The organism is Pseudomonas sp. Z5-35 (genome assembly GCF_051131945.1).
In the GTDB taxonomy this organism is placed as follows: domain Bacteria; phylum Pseudomonadota; class Gammaproteobacteria; order Pseudomonadales; family Pseudomonadaceae; genus Aquipseudomonas; species Aquipseudomonas marvdashtae.
Window position 1 is genome coordinate 3,469,195 of the sequence record NZ_CP071640.1, and the last position, 18,268, is coordinate 3,487,462.

At 62.3% G+C, this 18,268-nt stretch carries 19 protein-coding genes; 13 read left to right on the top strand and 6 right to left on the bottom strand.

Annotated features, from left to right (window positions below; translation table 11 throughout):
- Positions 1-11: 11 nt before the first annotated feature.
- The gene (locus J3P95_RS15850; protein ID WP_434557741.1) at positions 12-659 is read right to left on the bottom strand and encodes a LexA family protein; all 648 of its coding nucleotides are present in this window, start codon (positions 657-659) and stop codon (positions 12-14) included.
- A gap of 128 nt (positions 660-787) precedes the next feature.
- Here J3P95_RS15850 and J3P95_RS15855 point away from each other — a divergent pair, with 128 nt between their 5' ends.
- Positions 788-1,129, top strand: coding sequence for a DUF6124 family protein (locus J3P95_RS15855; protein ID WP_434557742.1), 342 nt, complete (start codon positions 788-790; stop codon positions 1,127-1,129).
- Between the two features lie 491 nt (positions 1,130-1,620).
- The gene (locus tag J3P95_RS15860) at positions 1,621-2,772 is read left to right on the top strand and encodes a M14 family metallopeptidase (RefSeq protein WP_434557743.1); all 1,152 of its coding nucleotides are present in this window, start codon (positions 1,621-1,623) and stop codon (positions 2,770-2,772) included.
- Positions 2,773-2,820: 48 nt separating this feature from the next.
- Here the strand turns inward: J3P95_RS15860 and J3P95_RS15865 are convergent, their stop codons facing one another.
- Positions 2,821-3,357, bottom strand: a complete 537-nt coding sequence (locus tag J3P95_RS15865) for a cytochrome b (protein ID WP_434557744.1) — start codon at positions 3,355-3,357, stop codon at positions 2,821-2,823.
- Complete coding sequence (locus J3P95_RS15870) at positions 3,354-4,436, bottom strand: catalase family peroxidase (protein ID WP_434580588.1); 1,083 nt, start codon at positions 4,434-4,436, stop codon at positions 3,354-3,356. Before J3P95_RS15870 ends, J3P95_RS15865 begins: the two co-directional genes overlap by 4 nt.
- A gap of 167 nt (positions 4,437-4,603) precedes the next feature.
- Between J3P95_RS15870 and J3P95_RS15875 the strand changes: the two genes are divergently transcribed.
- Positions 4,604-5,110: a sigma-70 family RNA polymerase sigma factor gene (locus J3P95_RS15875; protein WP_434557746.1), complete on the top strand. Its 507-nt coding sequence runs from the start codon at positions 4,604-4,606 to the stop codon at positions 5,108-5,110.
- The gene (locus J3P95_RS15880) at positions 5,107-5,859 is read left to right on the top strand and encodes an anti-sigma factor family protein (RefSeq protein ID WP_434580586.1); all 753 of its coding nucleotides are present in this window, start codon (positions 5,107-5,109) and stop codon (positions 5,857-5,859) included. The genes J3P95_RS15875 and J3P95_RS15880 overlap by 4 nt, the downstream gene beginning before the upstream one ends.
- Positions 5,860-5,874: 15 nt before the next feature.
- On the opposite strand, the gene J3P95_RS15885 is transcribed toward J3P95_RS15880, so the two are convergent.
- Positions 5,875-6,711 carry an IclR family transcriptional regulator gene (locus J3P95_RS15885; protein WP_434580585.1) on the bottom strand — a complete coding sequence of 279 codons (837 nt, stop codon included), beginning with the start codon at positions 6,709-6,711 and terminating at the stop codon, positions 5,875-5,877.
- A gap of 243 nt (positions 6,712-6,954) precedes the next feature.
- Between J3P95_RS15885 and J3P95_RS15890 the strand changes: the two genes are divergently transcribed.
- From J3P95_RS15890 to J3P95_RS15925, 8 genes are all read left to right on the top strand, one after another.
- The gene (locus J3P95_RS15890) at positions 6,955-7,980 is read left to right on the top strand and encodes an ABC transporter ATP-binding protein (protein WP_434557749.1); all 1,026 of its coding nucleotides are present in this window, start codon (positions 6,955-6,957) and stop codon (positions 7,978-7,980) included.
- The gene (locus tag J3P95_RS15895) at positions 7,977-8,846 is read left to right on the top strand and encodes an ABC transporter permease (RefSeq protein ID WP_434580582.1); all 870 of its coding nucleotides are present in this window, start codon (positions 7,977-7,979) and stop codon (positions 8,844-8,846) included. Before J3P95_RS15890 ends, J3P95_RS15895 begins: the two co-directional genes overlap by 4 nt.
- 6 nt (positions 8,847-8,852) lie before the next feature.
- A complete protein-coding gene (locus J3P95_RS15900) occupies positions 8,853-9,647 on the top strand; it encodes an ABC transporter permease (protein WP_434557751.1) in 795 nt (264 codons plus the stop codon).
- 7 nt (positions 9,648-9,654) lie between these two features.
- Positions 9,655-9,945 (top strand): (2Fe-2S)-binding protein, encoded by a 291-nt coding sequence (locus J3P95_RS15905; protein ID WP_434557752.1) that lies wholly within the window; start codon positions 9,655-9,657, stop codon positions 9,943-9,945.
- Entirely contained in the window at positions 9,942-11,297 is a 1,356-nt protein-coding gene (locus tag J3P95_RS15910) for an FAD-dependent oxidoreductase (protein ID WP_434580580.1), read from the top strand. Before J3P95_RS15905 ends, J3P95_RS15910 begins: the two co-directional genes overlap by 4 nt.
- On the top strand, positions 11,294-12,409 hold the full coding sequence (locus J3P95_RS15915; protein WP_434580578.1) for an NAD(P)/FAD-dependent oxidoreductase: 1,116 nt from the start codon (positions 11,294-11,296) through the stop codon (positions 12,407-12,409). The genes J3P95_RS15910 and J3P95_RS15915 overlap by 4 nt, the downstream gene beginning before the upstream one ends.
- An 18-nt stretch (positions 12,410-12,427) precedes the next feature.
- Entirely contained in the window at positions 12,428-13,489 is a 1,062-nt protein-coding gene (locus J3P95_RS15920) for an ABC transporter substrate-binding protein (protein ID WP_434580576.1), read from the top strand.
- A 157-nt stretch (positions 13,490-13,646) separates the two neighbouring features.
- Positions 13,647-14,999, top strand: coding sequence for a leucine-rich repeat-containing protein kinase family protein (locus J3P95_RS15925; RefSeq protein ID WP_434580574.1), 1,353 nt, complete (start codon positions 13,647-13,649; stop codon positions 14,997-14,999).
- A gap of 3 nt (positions 15,000-15,002) precedes the next feature.
- Here J3P95_RS15925 and J3P95_RS15930 read toward each other — a convergent pair whose 3' ends face one another.
- Positions 15,003-15,707: a YebC/PmpR family DNA-binding transcriptional regulator gene (locus tag J3P95_RS15930; RefSeq protein ID WP_434557757.1), complete on the bottom strand. Its 705-nt coding sequence runs from the start codon at positions 15,705-15,707 to the stop codon at positions 15,003-15,005.
- A 231-nt stretch (positions 15,708-15,938) separates the two neighbouring features.
- Between J3P95_RS15930 and J3P95_RS15935 the strand changes: the two genes are divergently transcribed.
- A complete protein-coding gene (locus J3P95_RS15935) occupies positions 15,939-17,348 on the top strand; it encodes a type VI secretion system Vgr family protein (protein WP_434580573.1) in 1,410 nt (469 codons plus the stop codon).
- A 7-nt stretch (positions 17,349-17,355) separates the two neighbouring features.
- On the opposite strand, the gene J3P95_RS15940 is transcribed toward J3P95_RS15935, so the two are convergent.
- Positions 17,356-18,264 carry a 1-aminocyclopropane-1-carboxylate deaminase/D-cysteine desulfhydrase gene (locus tag J3P95_RS15940; RefSeq protein ID WP_434580571.1) on the bottom strand — a complete coding sequence of 303 codons (909 nt, stop codon included), beginning with the start codon at positions 18,262-18,264 and terminating at the stop codon, positions 17,356-17,358.
- Positions 18,265-18,268: the final 4 nt, after the last annotated feature.

An 18,268-nucleotide genomic window follows, 5' to 3' on the forward strand; every position in this document is an offset into this window, starting at 1 on the left:
GGCCGATCCAGTCAGAACCTGATGGTGGCTTGCACGACCACGCCGATGATGCGGCATTGCTCGGTGTAGAGGGTTTTCGGGTAAGTAGGATTGAGCGGAACCAGGTAACGCTGCCCGCTCTCTTCGATTAATTTGCGAAAGGTCGCATCGCTGCTGCCGGGCAATTGAGCGACGACCAATTTACCGGGCGCCGCTTCAATGGCCGGGTCGACCAGGATCGACATGCCCTCGGGAATACTCAGCCCGCTCGGCGCGGTCATCGCGTCTCCCACCACCACCAGCCAGAATGCATCGCCTTGGGCATGGTAGTCGGTCAGTTCGTAGCGGGACTGTCCGTAGTCAGCCACATCACCTTCGCGAACGACAGTGATGTCGCGCCAGTCGCTGACTGGGTAGCGGAAGTACGGGTTGTACTTCTGCGCCAGGGCCATGCCCTCATCGGTGGAGGTATCCGGCTCGCGGATGACCATTGCCACCTCAAGGAACTCCAGCCCCAATTCCTGCAGCACCCTGTTCATGTCCTCGAGACTGGGTTGCCGGCGCTTGGTCAGCCAATGGCCGACACCGCCCTGGGACATTCCCAAACGTTCTGCAAGCACCACCTGCGTGATGTGCAGCTCCTTCATCTTGGCCTTGACCAACTCTATCCATTTATCCATGAGCGGCACGATACGTGGATGGCCACGTCCATCAAAACACAGATTGTAGTATTTAAATTATCGTCACAATTACGTGGCGTACTAAGCTGGGCTCAGGATTTCAAACCTGCACGGAGAAACTCGACACCATGGAAACGCCCGACAAAAACGAGCCCACAATACCTACCGACAGCACATTTCCATCTTTCCAGGATTGCCCCGCGGCTCAACGCGCCTTGGATTACTACTTGAAACCGGGTGTTACCGACGCCCAGGCCGAACATCGTTTCTTCGACGTCAACCGTAACATCAGCGGCGAAGAAGCCTTGGTCCACGCTTGCGACCTGCTGCGCTGCGCGGCGGCCACTGCCAACGAATCCGCCCGCCAGCTCACCGGTTCGAACCGTGACCTGGCATTTTCAGTGGTGCATATGATCGATCTGGTCAAGGCCATGCTTGACCGGTCGCTGGACGGTTACCCTACCCGATAGGCACTCGTCAGGAATGGCACCACGAACGTGGCCCACAGAAATTATTTTTCAATCGGAGCGATAAAATCATTTGACTTGCAAATGATAATGATTATTATTGCGTCAACTGGTCGCGAGATCAGTCGATAGGCCAGAGGACCTTAGGTCGGACTTCTGGAATATCTCCTCATCAGGCTAATCACGGTTTTTGACCCGGCTTTTTGCCGGGTCTTTTTTTTGCCGATTTTTCGGCTTAGGTCTTCAGGCTAATGAAGTCTTCAGATGTCGCTAAATTCAATGGCGGCGATGGTAGCAAAGGAACATTCAGTAACAAAGTCCCTGCACGGCAATGAGCGTAACGATCGACAGGCAGCACTTGAGAATCAATCAAGGACGCTCTAATCTGGCTTGGCGTCCAGGGAGGGCGCCCCCTTCATCCCAACGTGCAAATCGTCCCGGTTTTCCTTTCCTAGCGTGTAAAGTAACGGCCATGAACATCCTCTGCAGGAATCGTGACCGTGGCAAAATCCTCCTTTGACATCAGCGCCAATTTCGACAGCGGCAACATTGAGGTCGTGGACATCAGCAACCCGTTGCAATCGCTGCTGAAGATCAGGCCCGACACCCGCAGCGCGCATTTCCAGTGGTTCCACTTCAAGGCCAGCGGCTTGCATGTCGGCCAGGAATATTCCTTTCGCCTGCTCAATGCCAGTCAATCGGCCTACAACCAGGCATGGACCGGCTATCAGGCGGTCGCGTCCTACGATCACGTCAACTGGTTCCGGATTCCTACCCAATTCGAGGGCGACGCCCTGCGCTTCCACCTGGAAGCCGAACAGCCGCACGCCTGGTTTGCCTACTTTGAACCCTACAGCCGCGGACGTCACGACTGGCTGATCGAACAGGCCCTGCACAAGGCCGGCACCGAGCTGTTGGCGACGGATAAAAGCGTCGAAGGTCGGGATATTCAATTACTGCGCAAAGGCAGCGGTACCGAAGGCCGGCTGAAGGTCTGGATCATTGCCCAACAGCATCCCGGCGAGCACATGGCCGAGTGGTTCATGGAGGGCGTCATCGAACGCCTCCAGCATCAGGACGATGCGCAACTGAACCGGTTGCTGGCCAAGGCCGATTTGTACCTGGTGCCGAACATGAACCCGGATGGCGCTTTTCACGGTCATCTGCGCACCAATGCCAAGGGCCAGGACCTAAACCGGGCGTGGCAGAATGCCAATCCGGAAACCAGCCCCGAGGTATTTTTCGTACAGCAGCACATGGAAAAATACGGCGTCGATCTGTTCCTCGACGTCCATGGCGATGAAGAAATCCCCCACGTTTTCACCGCCGGTTGTGAAGGCAACCCGGGCTATACGCCACGCATCGCCGGACTCGAAGAACGCTTTCGCAGCCATCTCAAGCGCCAGACCAAAGACTTCCAGACCACCCACGGCTACACACGCGACGAACCGGGCCAGGCCAACATGACCCTGGCCTGCAACGCTGTCGGTCAGAAATACGATTGCTTGTCCCTGACCTTGGAAATGCCGTTCAAGGACCACGACGATCACCCGAACCCACACACGGGCTGGTCCGGCAAGCGCTCGATGCAACTGGGCAAGGACGTCTTGAGCACGGTTGCGGACATGGTCGACGAATTGCGCTGATTCAATCCCCGTGACGCGGGAGCGGGCCCCCTCGCCACGGATCATGCGTCAGCTCTTGCCGCGCAACATGCTGTCCAACACCTCATCCCGGCGCACCCAGCCGTGAAAAAGCGCCGCCGCCAGATGCACCAGCACCGTCAGGAACAGTAGATACGCCAGGTAACCATGGGCCTTGCGCAACAACGCAAAGGTTTGGGCATCGGCGGGCAGGATGGAAGGCAAGCGAAGCGATTCGCTGAGCATCACCGGATCTCCCGCTGCCGAAATCATGCTCCAGCCCAACAGCGGCAGAATCAGCATCAACGCGTACAGCAAGACATGCGAAGCCTTGGCCGCCAACGCCTGCCAACCCGGCAGATCGGCCGGAAGCGGCGGCGTGCGTGTGGTGAAGCGCACCACCAGACGCACCATCACCAACAGCAGAATCGCGATGCCCAGGGGTTTGTGCAATTGGACCAGCCATTCATGGCGCTCGGACACCGAGGCAACCATGCCTGCGCCGATGAACAACATCGCAATAATCATCAAGGCCATCAGCCAATGCAGCAGCCGGGCCAGCACTGTGAAATGTCGGGGGGCGTTCATTGGCGGGACTCCTGGGCGGCGGGCAGTTGGCCGACTTCGCTGGTACGTCGCAGATAAGAACTGGCATAGGCAGCCGAGCGCGCGGCCAGCAGCGGGTCGTCAGAGCCTTCGATACCCTTGGGCAAGATCAACGGGTCGTAGTTGATGTCGCGGCATTCGCCGTTGTCCTGCGCCTGGGCACGCTCCAGCACCAAGGTGCCGGCATTGATCACCTTGCGGTCATCGGGCCAGACCTTGCTGGCGTCGTTGACCGGATCTCCCGGGTTGGCCAAGGTAACGTTCAACTGCCAGCGCAGTGGTCCGGCCGCCAAGCGTTTCGTCAGGTCCTGGGCCAGGAAATCGGCGCCTTGGGGAGGCGTCGCATCCGCAGCGTCCTGGCTCATCGGCACCACACCCCAGCGCACGGCCTGACGCTCACCTTTCGGGCTGACCAGATAGAACGCGTTGATGCCGTTATAGGTTTCGGTGGCATAGCTGGCCGAGGGTTTCGCGGTCTTGATCCATTGCAGGAACGGCATTGCCTCAGGGTGCGCGGCAAAGAAGGCGGGCACGGCTGCCGGGTCCGGTTTCCCGGTGGCCGGGTCCGGCGATTGAGCCTGTTGCAACTGGTAGAAAGCCTGCGGCGTTCCCACCGGAAACACCGGCATGCTGTTCATACCCGTGCGCCATTGCTGACCGTCGGCCTGGGTAAAACGTAGCGCCAGGCTGCGGATCGGTACGCCGCCGTCCGGTGCGTAAGGATTACCGCTGGGCAATGCAAAACGGCCGACCACCGGCGTGCGCGCATCGTTGAACACCCGTGCGCTGGAGTAAGTGCGCGCCTCGCCGCTGCTTTCAAAATAACCGGCAACACAGACGCCTTTGGAGTGATTGCGCCGAAAGCCCGGATGAACCCCATTGTTCGTTTCCAAGACGTTGACCAACGCCTTGGGCGTCAGGCGTTGTGGGTCGAGGGTGCCATTGACGTAGGCAAACGCCCCGGCCAGCGCGGCAACGACCAGCGCAATGCCCGTCAGACGCAGTGTCAGGCTGGCGCCGCTCAATGGCGGCCGACTCGGTTCGGAGGAAGGGTCAACCATTTGCAGACTCCATGGCACAAGGCCGTTTATGGACAGGACCCGTCAGACGAAAGCCCGACGGCTTTATTCCCACGCTCGGTATTTATTTTTCCTGCGCTGGAATAATCTCGCGGCTGGATCGTCTTTCCAGTCCCCACACAGTGACTGCCCAACGAAGCCGCACGCCCATGAACGAACTCGACGACCAGTTGCGCCTGCTCATCCCACGGCTGAGACGCTTTGCCGTGTCGCTGACGCGCAATCCCAGCAATGCCGACGACCTGGTGCAGGCGTGCCTGGAACGGGCCTTGTCAAAGTGGAACGACAAGCGCCCGGACGGCGACCTGCGAGCCTGGCTGTTTTCGATTCTTTATCGGCAATTCCTCGATGCCCACCGCCGCTCCCGACGTTACGCGCGCATGCTGGAATTCTTCACCGGCCGCGACGATGCGCACCCTTCGGCCGAACGCAGCGTCATCGCCCAATCGTCACTCCAGGCTTTCGATCAACTGCCCACCGAACAGCGTGCGCTGCTGTTGTGGGTGTCGGTGGAAGGCTTGAGCTACCAGCAAGTCGCCGACATTCTCGGCGTGCCGACCGGCACCGTAATGTCGCGCCTGTCCCGCGCCCGCCAGAACTTGCGTCAACTCAGCGAAGGCGAAATTGCCCGCCCTGCCCTGCGGATACTCAAATGATCAGCATGCCCCCCAGCGACAACGACCTGCACGCCTACGTCGATCATCAATTGAGCGAAGACGACCGGCGGCGGGTGGAAACCTACCTGGCCACAAACCCCGCGGCCACCAAGCGCGTGCAGGCCTGGCAACAGGACGCGCAACACTTGCGCGCGACCCTGAGCGCAGCCTTGCAATATCCACCGAATCCCGACTTGGACCCGGCGATCATCCGTCGACGCCTGAAACATCGCGCCCGTCGCCACCTCGCCAGCGCAGCCGTGCTGGTGCTGGCCGTCGGCGTGGGCGGATTCGGTGGCTGGCAGGCACGGCAAATGACCCTGCTGAGCGCCGCCGCGCCTATGGCTGACGCCTTGCAGGCATACCGGTTGATTGCCCAGCAGGGCATCCTCCCAGCCGACTACCAGACGGGCGACGAGCAGAGCATGCAGGGCTGGCTCGACCGTTACTTCACCCAGGCCAATCGCCTGCCGGACCTCTCGGCAGCGGGCTTCAAGCCGGTCAGCGGACGATTGCTCAGCACCGAACAAGGCGCGGCGGCGATGGTGATTTATCAGGACCCGAGCGGCCAGAAGATCAGCTTCTACGTGCGTCCACCGGGCCCGAAAAACTTCCTGCTGCCCCGTGGCAGCCGGCGCGACGGCGAATTGCAGGCGCAATACTGGTCCGGGCCGGGGTACAACTACGCGATAGTCATCCCCAGCGATACGCCCGCCGCGCAGAAGCTCAAGCAGACGCTGGACTTCTGAGTTCAAAACCGCGACTTATCCCTGCCTGAACACCTGCGAAGGCCTGCGCAGCAGTGGGTCGAAGGGATTGATTCGCGGCCCGATCACGGCGGCTTCGCGCTTGAGCATCTCCACCACCGTCGGCAGTCGATCCGGCCCGAGCCGGTCGCTGATCGTCGCCACGCTCAACGCTGCAACGGCCCGGCCTTCACGATCGAGGATGGGCACCGCCACCCCGGCCATCCCCTGCAGCACTCCGGTGTTGCGCCCGGCGTAACCCAGCGTGCGGACGTTCTCGACTTCCGTGCGCAGGAAGACTTCGTCGTACAAATGAAAATCCTTGAGTCGTGGCAAGTTGTAATGGATCACCGTTTCGCGTTCCTCCTCCGGCAGGAACGCCAGGATCGCCAGGCTGCCTTGCCCCACGCCCAAGGCCACTCGACCGCCGATGTCGCCGGTGAAGGTGCGGATCGGAAACGGCCCTTCACTGCGATCCAGGCAAATCGCATCGAAGCCGCAGCGCGCCAGCAGAAACAGCGAATCCCCCAATGACGCCGACAGCCGCAACATGGCAGGCCTGGCCAGTTCGCGCAGGTTGCCGGTGTTGCCCGCACGGGCCGCCAGGGCAAAGAAGTCCAGGCTCAGGCGATAACGTTTGCTGCGCGTATCCTGCTCGACCATGCCTTCGTCCATCAGGCTGCGCAGCAAGCGGTGCGTGGTCGGTTGTGACAGGCCGATGCGCTGGGCCAGCTGCGTCACCCGCTCCCCGCCTTCAACGGTGTCCCCGAGGCTGCGCAGCACGGCAAACAGCCGGGAGACCGAGCCGACTCCGACTTCACCTTTTTCATTATTCCGCTCAGTGGAATCAGACATACATTTTCTCGTTAGATAATTTACTCACCGAATGAAAACGAAAATAGTCATCGCCTCAGTGAAATAGTCCATTGAGCCCATCCTAGTCTTCGTCCTACTCTGCGTCCATACAGGGGCGATTCGAACAACAGCGGCAGCCGACTTGAGGTCGAGCGCCAACGCACCCCGCAGCACCCTTTCGTATCTGCCCATAAAAAAGCGCGCCTTGCGGCGACGCATAACAATCTCAGGTGGAGCGCAGTCATGGCTTTCGTGCAACTTGAAAACTTGAGCAAACGTTATGGCGACCTCGACGCCGTGGTCGCCACCAACCTCTCGGTGGAAAAAGGCGAGTTCGTCTCCCTGCTGGGGCCGTCCGGTTGCGGCAAGACTACGACCTTGCAAATGATCGCCGGCTTCGTTGAAGCCAGCAGCGGTCGTATCCTGCTGGACGGACGCGATATCACCCACGCCAAACCCGCCAGCCGGGGCCTGGGTGTGGTGTTCCAGAGCTACGCGCTGTTTCCCCACATGACCGTCAAGGACAACGTCGCCTTCGGCTTGCGCATGCGCAAAGTGCCCGGTGACCAATTGCAGTCGCGAGTCGATCGGGTGCTCAAGCTGGTGCGCCTGGACCTGCACGCCGAGCGCTACCCACGGGAACTCTCCGGCGGCCAGCGCCAGCGCGTGGCACTGGCCCGGGCGTTGGTGATCGAACCGCCGGTACTGCTGCTCGATGAACCGCTGTCCAACCTTGACGCCAACCTGCGCGAAGAAATGCAGTTCGAGATCCGCCGCATCCAGCGTGAAGTCGGCATCACCACCTTGATGGTGACGCACGACCAGTCCGAGGCGCTGTCGATCAGCGACCGGGTCGTGGTGATGCAGGCTGGGCGCATCACCCAGATCGACGCGCCCTACACCCTTTATGAACACCCTCGCACCGAGTTCATTTCCGGGTTCGTCGGCAAAGCCAACCTCCTGCCCGGTACGCGTGACAATGCCGGGATCGCGCAGGTCAGCAGCATCGGCCAAGGCGAGCTGACCCTGAGCCTGCGTCCGGAAAAAATCGATCTGTGCGCCCCCGGTTCGGGCCGACTGCAAGGCACCCTCAGCAGCCGCTTTTTCCTCGGCAGCCAATGGCTGTACAGCGTTTCCACGCCACTGGGCGAGCTCAGCGTGGTGCGCCGCAACGACGGCTCGGCCCCACTGAGCGAAGGCACCGTGGTTGGCCTGGACTGGGATCCTGCGCTGCTGCGGGTGCTGAGCGTGGACGAGGTGCCGGCATGAGACTGATCGACGCGATGCGCCGGGGCCGCCAAGGCTATTTGATGTCGGCCCCAGCCCTGGCCTTGTACCTGGGCCTGCTGGTGATTCCCCTCGGTTTGACGCTGGTGTTGTCGTTCAATGTCTTCGACTACGGCTCGGGCATCAACAGCGAGGCCTACACCTTCGAGCATTACACCAGCCTGCTGGGCGACCCGTATTTCTATGAAATTTTTCTGCGCACGTTCTGGATCAGCGCGCTGACCACCGTCTTGTGCGTGGTGATCGGCGTACCCGAGGCCTACATTCTCAGCCGCATGGGCGCGCCTTGGCGTTCGATTTTCCTGATCCTGATCCTTACGCCGCTGCTGATATCGGTGGTGGTGCGGGCCTTCGGCTGGAGCCTGCTGCTCGGTGCCGACGGCCTGGTCAACCAGACACTGCAGGCCCTCGGCGGCTCGCCGATGAAACTTCTTTATACACCGTTCGCCGTGGTCATCGCCCTGGTGCACGTGATGCTGCCGTTCATGATCATTCCGGTCTGGACCTCGCTGCAAAAGCTCGACCCGGCTGCCGAACAAGCCGCTCTCTCCCTCGGTGCGAGCCAGTTCACGGTGATCCGCAAAGTGGTGCTCCCGCAGATCATGCCCGGCGTGTTGTCCGGCACGCTGATCGTGTTCGGCCTCGCCGCCAGTTCCTTCGCCATCCCGGGCCTGCTCGGCGGGCGGCGCTTGAAGATGGTCGCCACGCTGATCTACGACCAGTACCTGTCGGAACTCAACTGGCCCATGGGCGCAGCCATTGCCGTCGCGCTGTTGCTGCTCAACCTGCTGATCATGTTGTCGTGGAACCGCATGATCGAAGGCCGCTACAAGAAATCATTGGGGTAATTCACCATGTTCAGGAACGGTCCTTTCGCCCTGTTGTTTCACACCCTGGTGGTGGTATTCATGCTGGCGCCGCTGGTGGTGGTCTGCCTGGTCGCCTTCACCCCGGAAAACACCCTGAGCCTGCCCACCACGGACTTTTCCCTGCGCTGGTTCCGGGCCGTGTTCGAGCGCGCGGATTTCGTCGACGCCTTCTACAACAGCCTGATCCTGGCGTTCTGCGCAGCCTCCCTGGCAACCTTGATCGCGGTGCCGGCAGCGCTGGCAATCACTCGGCTGGAATTTCCTGGCCGGGATTTTTTCAACGGGTTGTTTCTCTCGCCGATCATCATTCCGCACCTGGTGCTGGGAGTGGCGCTGCTGCGGTTGTTCGCACTGATGGGCGTGAACGGCAGTTTCGCCTGGTTGATCTTCGCCCATGTGTTGGTGATCACGCCGTATGTGTTGCGCCTGGTGCTGGCCTCCGCCATCGGCTTGGATCGTAGCGCCGAACAGGCGGCGCAATCGCTGGGGGCCGGACGCTTCACGCTGTTCAGGGAAATCACGTTGCCGATGATCCTGCCGGGCGTGGCTGGCGGCTGGCTGCTGGCGTTCATCAACAGTTTCGATGAAGTCACGCTGTCAATCTTCGTCACCTCGCCGGCCACGCAAACCCTGCCGGTGCGCATGTACGTCTACGCCACCGAATCCATCGACCCGATGATGGCGGCGGTGTCGGCGCTGGTCATCGGGCTCACCGCGCTGACCATGATTCTGCTCGACCGGGTCTACGGCCTGGACCGGGTTCTGGTAGGCAAACAATGAGGGCACCATGGCGCTGCTGAAACGACTGGCCGAAGGCGACCGCCCGGCTCTGGACTTCATCCTTGACGGCGAACCGGCCAGCGGCCTGCTCGGCGATACCGTGTTGACCGCCGTGCTGACCAGCAGCGAACACCTGCGCGGCAGTGATTTCAGCGCCGAGCCCCGGGCCGGTTTCTGCCTGATGGGCGCCTGCCAGGATTGCTGGGTTCGCCTGGGCGACGGCCGCCGCGTGCGCGCCTGCTCGACCCTGCTCGAAGCCGGCCAGCAGATCAGCCGCGAACCGGGACGCCAGGTATGAAACCCATCGCCATCATCGGCGCCGGCCCCGCCGGTATCCGTGCCGCGCACACGCTGGTTGGCCACGGCATCTACCCGGTCCTGCTCGACGAAGCCGCACGCGGCGGCGGGCAGATTTACCGGCGCCAGCCGGCCCACTTCAAGCGCTCGCCGGCCAAGCTCTACGGCTTCGAAGCGCACAAGGCCAGCGCCATTCACCAAGCCGTGGATCAATTGCGCGAACAGATCGACTACCGCCCCGACACCTTGGTGTGGAATGCCGAGGCCGGACAGCTGGACACCTTGCACGCTGGCCGCGCCGCTCGCCTGGCGTACACCAGCGTGATCGTCGCAACGGGCGCCACCGACAGGATCCTGCCGGTCCCTGGCTGGACCCTGCCGGGGGTGTACAGCCTGGGCGCGGCGCAGATCGCCCTGAAATTCCAGGGCTGCGCCATCGGTGAGCGCATCGTGTTCGCCGGCAGCGGGCCGTTGCTGTATCTGGTGGCTTACCAATATGCCAAGGCCGGCGCGAACGTGGTCGCGGTACTCGACAGCTCCCCGTTCAACGCCCAGGCCCGCGCCCTGCCCGGCCTGCTCGCTCAACCGGCGACCCTGGCCAAGGGGATTTACTACCGCGCCTGGCTGACGGCCCATGGCGTCGCCGTGCACCAAGGCGCGAGCCTTTCGCGCATCAACGGCGAACGTCGAGTGCAGTCGTTGCAATGGCAACACAAAAAAGGCCAGCACGTACTCGATTGCGATGCGGTCGCCTTCGCCCATGGCTTGCGCAGCGAAACCCAACTGGCCGATCTGCTGGGCTGCGAATTTTCCTGGAGCCCGCTCAATCGCGCCTGGCTGCCGCAACGCGACAACGCGGGTCGCAGCAGCGCGGCGGGAGTTTACCTGGCCGGTGACGGCGCCGGCATCATGGGCGCAGACGCCGCCGAGATGGCGGGCGAACGGGCGGCCCTGGCGGTGCTCGAAGACATGGGTTACCGGATCGACCCGCAACGTTGCGCGCAATTGGAACAATCGCTCGAACGCATCGGCCATTTCCGTCAAGGCCTGGAGCGCGCGTTTGCTTTTCCCGAGGACTGGGCAAGCGGTGCCGCCGACGATCTGATGATCTGCCGCTGCGAAGAAGTCAGCGTTGGCGACATTCGTCGGGTCGTCGGCGAAGGCCATTGGGAGATCAACCGGGTCAAGGCCCATTGCCGGGTCGGCATGGGCCGTTGCCAGGGACGGATGTGCGGTGCCGCGGCAGCGGAAATCATCGCCCGTGAAAGTGCGCGCACTGTCGATCAGATCGGTCGCCTGCGCGCGCAGGCACCGATCAAGCCAGTGCCGTTTGGCCTGGAGGTCGGGCCATGATCGAAGTGGATGTGGTGATCGTCGGCGGTGGCATCGTCGGCGCCTCGGCGGCACTGTTCCTGAGCAAGGCCGGACGTCGCGTGGCGCTGCTGGAGCGGGATTTCTGTGGCGCGCATTCGAGTGGCGTCAACTACGGCGGCGTGCGACGTCAGGGCCGGCCATTGTCCCAGCTGCCGCTGTCGCAACGCGCCCATGAAATCTGGAGTCAATTGCCGCAACTGATTGGCATCGACGGAGAGTATCAGCGCAGCGGCCATCTGAAGCTCGCCCGCAGCCTCGATGATCTAGGCGCATTGCACGACTATGCCGCCAGCAGCCATGGCTTCGGCCTGGATTTGCAGTTATTGGATCGCGACGAGCTGCGCAGGCGTTTCCCCTGGGTCGGCAGCGTCGCGGTCGGCGCCTCCCTGTGCCCTGGCGACGGACACGCCAACCCACGCCTGGTGTCGCCGGCGTTTGCCCAGGCCGCCCGCCGGCATGGCGCGCAGGTTCACGAACAATGCCCGGTCAGCAGCGTTACGCACGACGGGCAGCGCTTTGCCGTGCGAACCGACGCCGGCCTTGAACTGCGCGCGCCGTGGCTGCTGAACTGCGCCGGGGCCTGGGCGAGCCGGTTCGCCGCGCAGTTCGGCGAAACAGTACCGATGCACGCCGGTCATCCGGCAATGCTGGTCACCGAGCCGCTGCCCGTCGTGATGGACGCCAGCACCGGCGTCGAGGGCGGCGGCATCTATGCGCGCCAGGTCGCCCGGGGCAATTGCGTACTGGGCGGGGGCCAGGGTTTCGCCTTGGACGATGCCCGTGCCCGCCCCGGCCAGAGCGCCGTCGTCGAGATCCTGCGCCAGGCTGTCGAACTCTACCCGTTCCTTGAGGGCGCCCAGGCGATTCGCACCTGGAGCGGCACCGAAGGCTACCTGCCCGATCGCCAACCCGTGATCGGCCCCAGCAGCACCCAACCCGGTCTGTTGCATGCGTTCGGCTTCGCCGGCGCGGGTTTCCAGATCGGCCCCGCGGTGGGCCAGGCGCTCACCGAGATCATCTGCAGCGGCGCCTCAACCACGTCGCTGGATGCGTTTTCCATCACCCGGTTCCACTCCATCTCCGTTGCTTGATAGAGGAAGGTCGCGCCAATGAATAACGTCAAACGCAGTGCACTGTTCGGTTTCTGCTCGCTGGGTTCCGCTTGCCTGGGCGCCCTGCTCCCGGTCACCCAGGCGTTGGCCGAGCCGACGCTCTACCTGGGCATGAACGGCGGCACCATGGAGCGGCTCTATGCCGACAAGGTCTTGCCGGCTTTCGAGAAGGCCAACAATGTCAAAGTGGTGATCGTGCCCGGCACCTCTGCGGACATCCTGGCAAAAGTCCAGGCAAGCAAAGGCAACCCGCAGATGCACGTGATGTTCCTCGACGACGGCATCATGTACCGCGCCATCGCCATGGGCCTGTGCGACAAGCTGGAAGACAGCCCGCCCCTGGCGCAGATCCCGGCCAAGGGACGTATCAAGGACCAGGCCGTTGCGGTAAGCCTTGGGGTCACCGGGCTGGCGTACAACACGCGGCTGTTCAAGGAAAAAGGCTGGAGAGCGCCGACTTCGTGGATGGATTTGGCCGACCCGCGCTTCAAGGACAAAGTGGTCTTTCAATCCGTAGCCTCGTCAACCTTCGGCCTGCACGGTTTCTTGATGTTCAACCGGATCCAGGGCGGCAGCGAAACCGACGTCGAGCCAGGCTTCAAGGCTTGGCCCAACACGATCGGGCGCAATGTGCTGGAGTACATCCCCAGCTCGGCGAAAATTTCCGAAATGCTGCAAACGGACGAAGCGGCGCTGTTCCCGCTGACGCCGACCCAGGTGACCGCGTTGAAACTCAAGGGCATGCCGGTCGAGTACGCGCAACCGAAGGAAGGCGCGGTGGTGCTGAACGTCGCCGAGTGCGCCGTGGCCCAGAACAGCGAACCTGAATTGGCGCAGAAACTCGCCGCTTTCCTGCTCACGCCTGAAGCCCAGGCCATCGCCCTTGAAGAAGGTGACCAGATCCCCTCCAACCCCAACACACCGACCACCGACAAGACCCGTGGCCAAGTGGAGGCAATGAAGCAATACCTGGAAACCGCGATCGCGGTGGACTGGGATCAGGTCAACGAACAGCGTCCGGCCTGGAATGCCCGGTGGAATCGCAGCATCGAACGCTAGGACAACGGGCGCCGATCTTTTTGTTTATCATGCGGGTCAACAACGCCAACGAACTCGGCGCTTGATCCCTGTGGCAAGGGAGCTTGTTCCCTCGCCACGGGTTCGGTGCCGAGTTCGATATTTGTGCTCCCCTCACGGCCCTTATGCGACCCCACCCATGCACACCCTCACCCAATTGCGCACCGGCCAACTGTCGGGCATCACCCGGCTGAAGCTATCCTGCGGCATGACGCAGTTCCCCCGGGAAATTTTCAATCTCGCGGACTCGCTCGAAATCCTCGACCTCAGTGGCAACCAGCTCGATACCCTGCCCGACGACCTATATCGGCTGACGCGCCTGCGGGTGCTGTTCTGTTCGGACAACCGCTTCACCGAACTGCCCGAATGCCTGGGTCGCTGTAGTGCATTGACCATGATCGGCTTCAAGGCCAACCGCATCGAACGCGTGAGCGGCGCTGCCTTGCCGCCCCTGCTGCGCTGGCTGATCCTGACCGACAACCGCATCAGCCGACTGCCGGATGAGCTGGGCCAGCGTCCGCACTTGCAAAAGTTGATGCTGGCGGGCAACCGCCTTCGCCAATTGCCCGAGAGCCTGGCCCAATGTGATCGCCTCGAACTGCTGCGCATCGCCGCCAATCAACTGGCCGAACTGCCGTCGTGGCTGCTGCGGATGCCCAGCCTCAGTTGGCTGGCCTACGCCGGCAATCCATTGGAGGCCCAAGCCGAGGCCGCCGCCTTGCATGGCGCCACACCTGTCGATTGGTCGCAACTGAGCTTGCAATGTTTGTTGGGCGAAGGGGCTTCAGGCGTGATTCATCAAGCGCTGTGGCAACCGCCCGGCCAGGACGCGCGAAACGTCGCCGTCAAGTTGTACAAGGGCCAGATGACCAGTGACGGTTCCCCGTTGCATGAAATGCATGCCTGCATCACAGCCGGTCAACATCCGAACCTGATCGAGGTGCTCGGCCAGATCGACGGCCATCCCGAGCAACAGGCCGGGCTGGTGATGACGCTAATCGGCCCCGATTACTACAACCTCGCCGGACTACCGAGCCTGACGTCCTGTACCCGCGACGTTTATGACGATGAGCTGCGCCTGCATGCCGATGTGGCTTTGCGCATCGTCCGGGGCATTGCTTCGGCGGCGGCTCACTTGCATCGCCAGGGCATTACCCATGGTGATCTGTACGGGCACAATATCCTTTGCAATGACCAGGGCGACTGCCTGCTCGGAGACTTCGGCGCGGCGTCTTTCCATGCCACCACGGACAACGTACAGACCCGCGCACTGCAGCGCATCGAGGTGCGAGCCTTCGGGATTTTGCTGGGAGAATTGCTGGCGCGGATCGAACCGGCGCTCGCTGCCGAGGAGCTGGCAAAGTTGCAGGACCTGCAGGCGCGCTGCTGCCAGCCGCAGGTGCTGGCACGGCCGGGGTTCGATGAGATTGAAGGTTTACTGCGCGAACGTGGCGAGGGAGCAAACTCCCCCACCAGAGAAAAACGCGGGTAGTGCTTAGCCGGCCAAGCCGACAAACATGTCCTGCACATCGTCATGGTTATCGAGGCCTTCGAGGAACGCCTCGACCTCGGCCATCTGCTCGTCGGTCAGGCCGCTGACCGGGTTTTTCGGCTGATAGCCCAGTTTGGCCGACAACACCGTGAAGCCCTGCTCCGGCAGTGCCTTTTGCACGGCATCGAGGTCGGCAGGTTCAGTGATGAACAGCGTCGCGCCGTCGTCACCCGGCTCGAAATCCTGGGCACCGGCCTCGATGGCGGCCATTTCCGGATCGGCGTCGGGGCTGTCCGGGGCGGCCTCGATCATGCCGACGTGGTTGAAGTCCCAGGCGACCGAACCCGACGCGCCGAGCTGCCCCTTACGGAACGCAACGCGAATCTCCGCGACGGTACGGTTGATGTTGTCGGTCACGCACTCGACGATCAGCGGCACCTGATGGGGCGCGAACCCCTCGTAGGTCACGCGATGGTACTGCACGGTTTCGCCGAGCTGGCCGGAGCCTTTCTTGATCGCACGCTCCAGGGTCTCGCGGGGCATCGAGGCTTTTTTCGCCTGTTCGACCACCAATCGCAGGTGCGCATTGGTCGCGACATCAGCGCCGTTGCGCGCGGCAATGGTGATCTCCTTCACCAATTTGCCGAAGATCTTGCCCTTGGCGTTGGCAGCCGCTTCTTTGTGTTTAACCTTCCACTGTGCGCCCATTACTCACTCTCTTGTCTGACGCGCCGAGACATCTGCCGGCCGGCGCTGTGGCGCAAGTTTATACGGCCTATACCGGCTGATCGACCAAAAAATCGCTCCCGTCGCGGCCTGTGTTGAATCGACATTTCCCCGTTGTGCTGTAGGGCGTTTCTGAAACAGCGATTCGGGGACAGCGTTGCACGCTGGGGTTTCGTACCCTTTGCACCTCTCTCTCAGCAAGTATGGGCTGCAATGCGCAACGATACGGAACACCCCTTCAGCCTGACGATCATCGAAAGCGATATGCGCCTGCAAGTCCTCAGGCTCAACGGCCGGGAGGCCTTGAATCGGCCGTACCGCTTCGACCTCGACCTGATTGGCCTGGTGCCGCCGATCAGTCCCGACGCATTGCTTGGACAAGCGGCCTTCCTGCGCCTGAGTGAAGCGTCAGGGGTCCACGGGATTGTGCACAGCGTCAGCCTGGCCGCTGACACTGCACACCACGTCGACTACCGCTTGACGCTGGTTCCCTACCTCCAGCAACTGGACCAGGGCCCGCGGCGACGGGTTTTCCATCGGCTCGGTGTCGTACAGATTTTGCAGCGTCTGCTGGAGGAAAACGCGGTGCCTTCCCATAGCTATCGTTTTGAGCTGCCGCACGGGCGTTACCCGAGTCGCCCCTTCTGTATTCAATATGAGGAAAGCGACCTGACGCTTTTACAGCGGTTGTGCGAGGAAGAAGGCATTCATTATCACTTCGAGCACGACGCCCGAGGCCATGTCGCGGTATTTGCCGAGGACGCCATAAGCTTCCCCGCGCCGGCGGTTGAACTGCTCATGCGCCCGGATGCGGACAGGCACTCGACGCTCAGGCAGCTATACCAACGGCATCGGTCGATAACCTCAGGCCCTCCCGCCGGGTTCCGTGACCGAGCACCTACCGAAGCCGCCCCCCCGCATATGGCCCTGGCCACAGGCGCGGCCGGCGAACGAATACCTGAAGATCCGGCGCAGCTTCATCGTTTCCAGGCCGGTGGCCGTAGCCTGGAGCGGTTGCGCTATCGGCACGGCGAGATACACGGCCATTCCATCGAGCCGGCTCTGCGCAGCGGTCATATCGCACAGATCTGCAATCACCCGCTATCGGCCTTCAATGACCAATGGCTGATTGTCGAGGTCCAGCATCGCGGACGACAGTTTTCCATTCTTGAAACGAACCTGCCGGCCACACCGCCCGAGCGGAACTACCGCAACCGGTTTTCCGCGATACCCTGGTCCACTGTGTTCCGGCCACCCCTGAAGCACCCGAGGCCGCGCATACCCGGTTATCACGTCGCCTACGTGCTCGGCCCGGCCGGCCAGCCGGCCTGGCCCGATGAGCATGGCCAGGTCGAGGTGTGTCTCTGGAGTCCCGCCGAAGAAGCAATCACATTGCCAGTCTCGTGGCAGGCGCCTGACGAGCGTTCCCCGTTGATCGCCGGCAGTGAAGTATTGGTCAGTTTTCTCGAGGGTGATCCCGACCGGCCGGTACTGTGCCCGGCAATGCCCGGTTCGGGATTGAACAGCGATGGCACCTCCCCGGCGCACCCGTCGGAGCCAGGCGGCAAAGATGTCGGCTTGCTGTTCGACTGGCTCATGAACCCACCGGACGCCTCGCCTTGACGACCGGTCACGCAAGTCCCCGGCGGCCTTGCAAGCCGCCGGTATGAACGAAGATCAAGCGGGTGCCGGGTGCAAACATCCCGGCCTCGACCCGAGCCTTGAGCAACATCAACGCCTTGCCGGTGTACAACGGCTCCAGCTCGATAACATGGGTGGTTTCGATGAAGGTGATAAGGTCGGCATCCACCCGGGCAAAACCGCCCCGGCTGCCATCGAGCAGTTCATACAGCGGATCGGCAAGCTCCGCTGCCTCGACGATTCTTTCGACCTGGGGCTTCACCCCATGGTCCTCGGGCACGGCCAGGACACCATAGACGGGACGCTTGCCGGCTTCAGCCAGCACCAGGCCCGCCAGCGACGTTCCGGTGCCGCAGGGCAACCACCAACCGTGGTAATCGTCCCAACCCAACCCTTGCAACTGAGCGCTGACGCTGGTCACCCACGTCATGCAGCCTTTGGCGCCAGGCAACCCATAGCCCCCTTCGGGTATCGGCCATAAACGCGGATATTGCGCCTGCCAGGGCGCCCAGAAATCCGGATCATGCCGTCTTCGGTATCCTTCGTATCCCAACCAATGCAGCGTCATGCCGAACGCTTTCAGGTCGAGCACCGTTGGCGTGTCCTGGGGATGGCCGCGCAGCAGCCCAACGGTCGCAAAACCGAAGCGCTCGCCCGCTGCGGCCAGTGCATGCAAGTGATTGGAATAAGCGCCGCCCAGGCTCATGACGCCTTCGGCACCGGCCTCTTGCGCATCGCGCAAATGATGAAGCAGCTTGAACCACTTGTTGCCGCTGACCAGTGAGTCGATCTGGTCCAGGCGCAACACCGCCACCTCGACATTGGCACGGGCGAGCCAGTCCAGGTGAAGGGGTTCGAGGCGCGGTTCAGGTTGCCAATCAAGGGCGGGGAGAAACATCGCA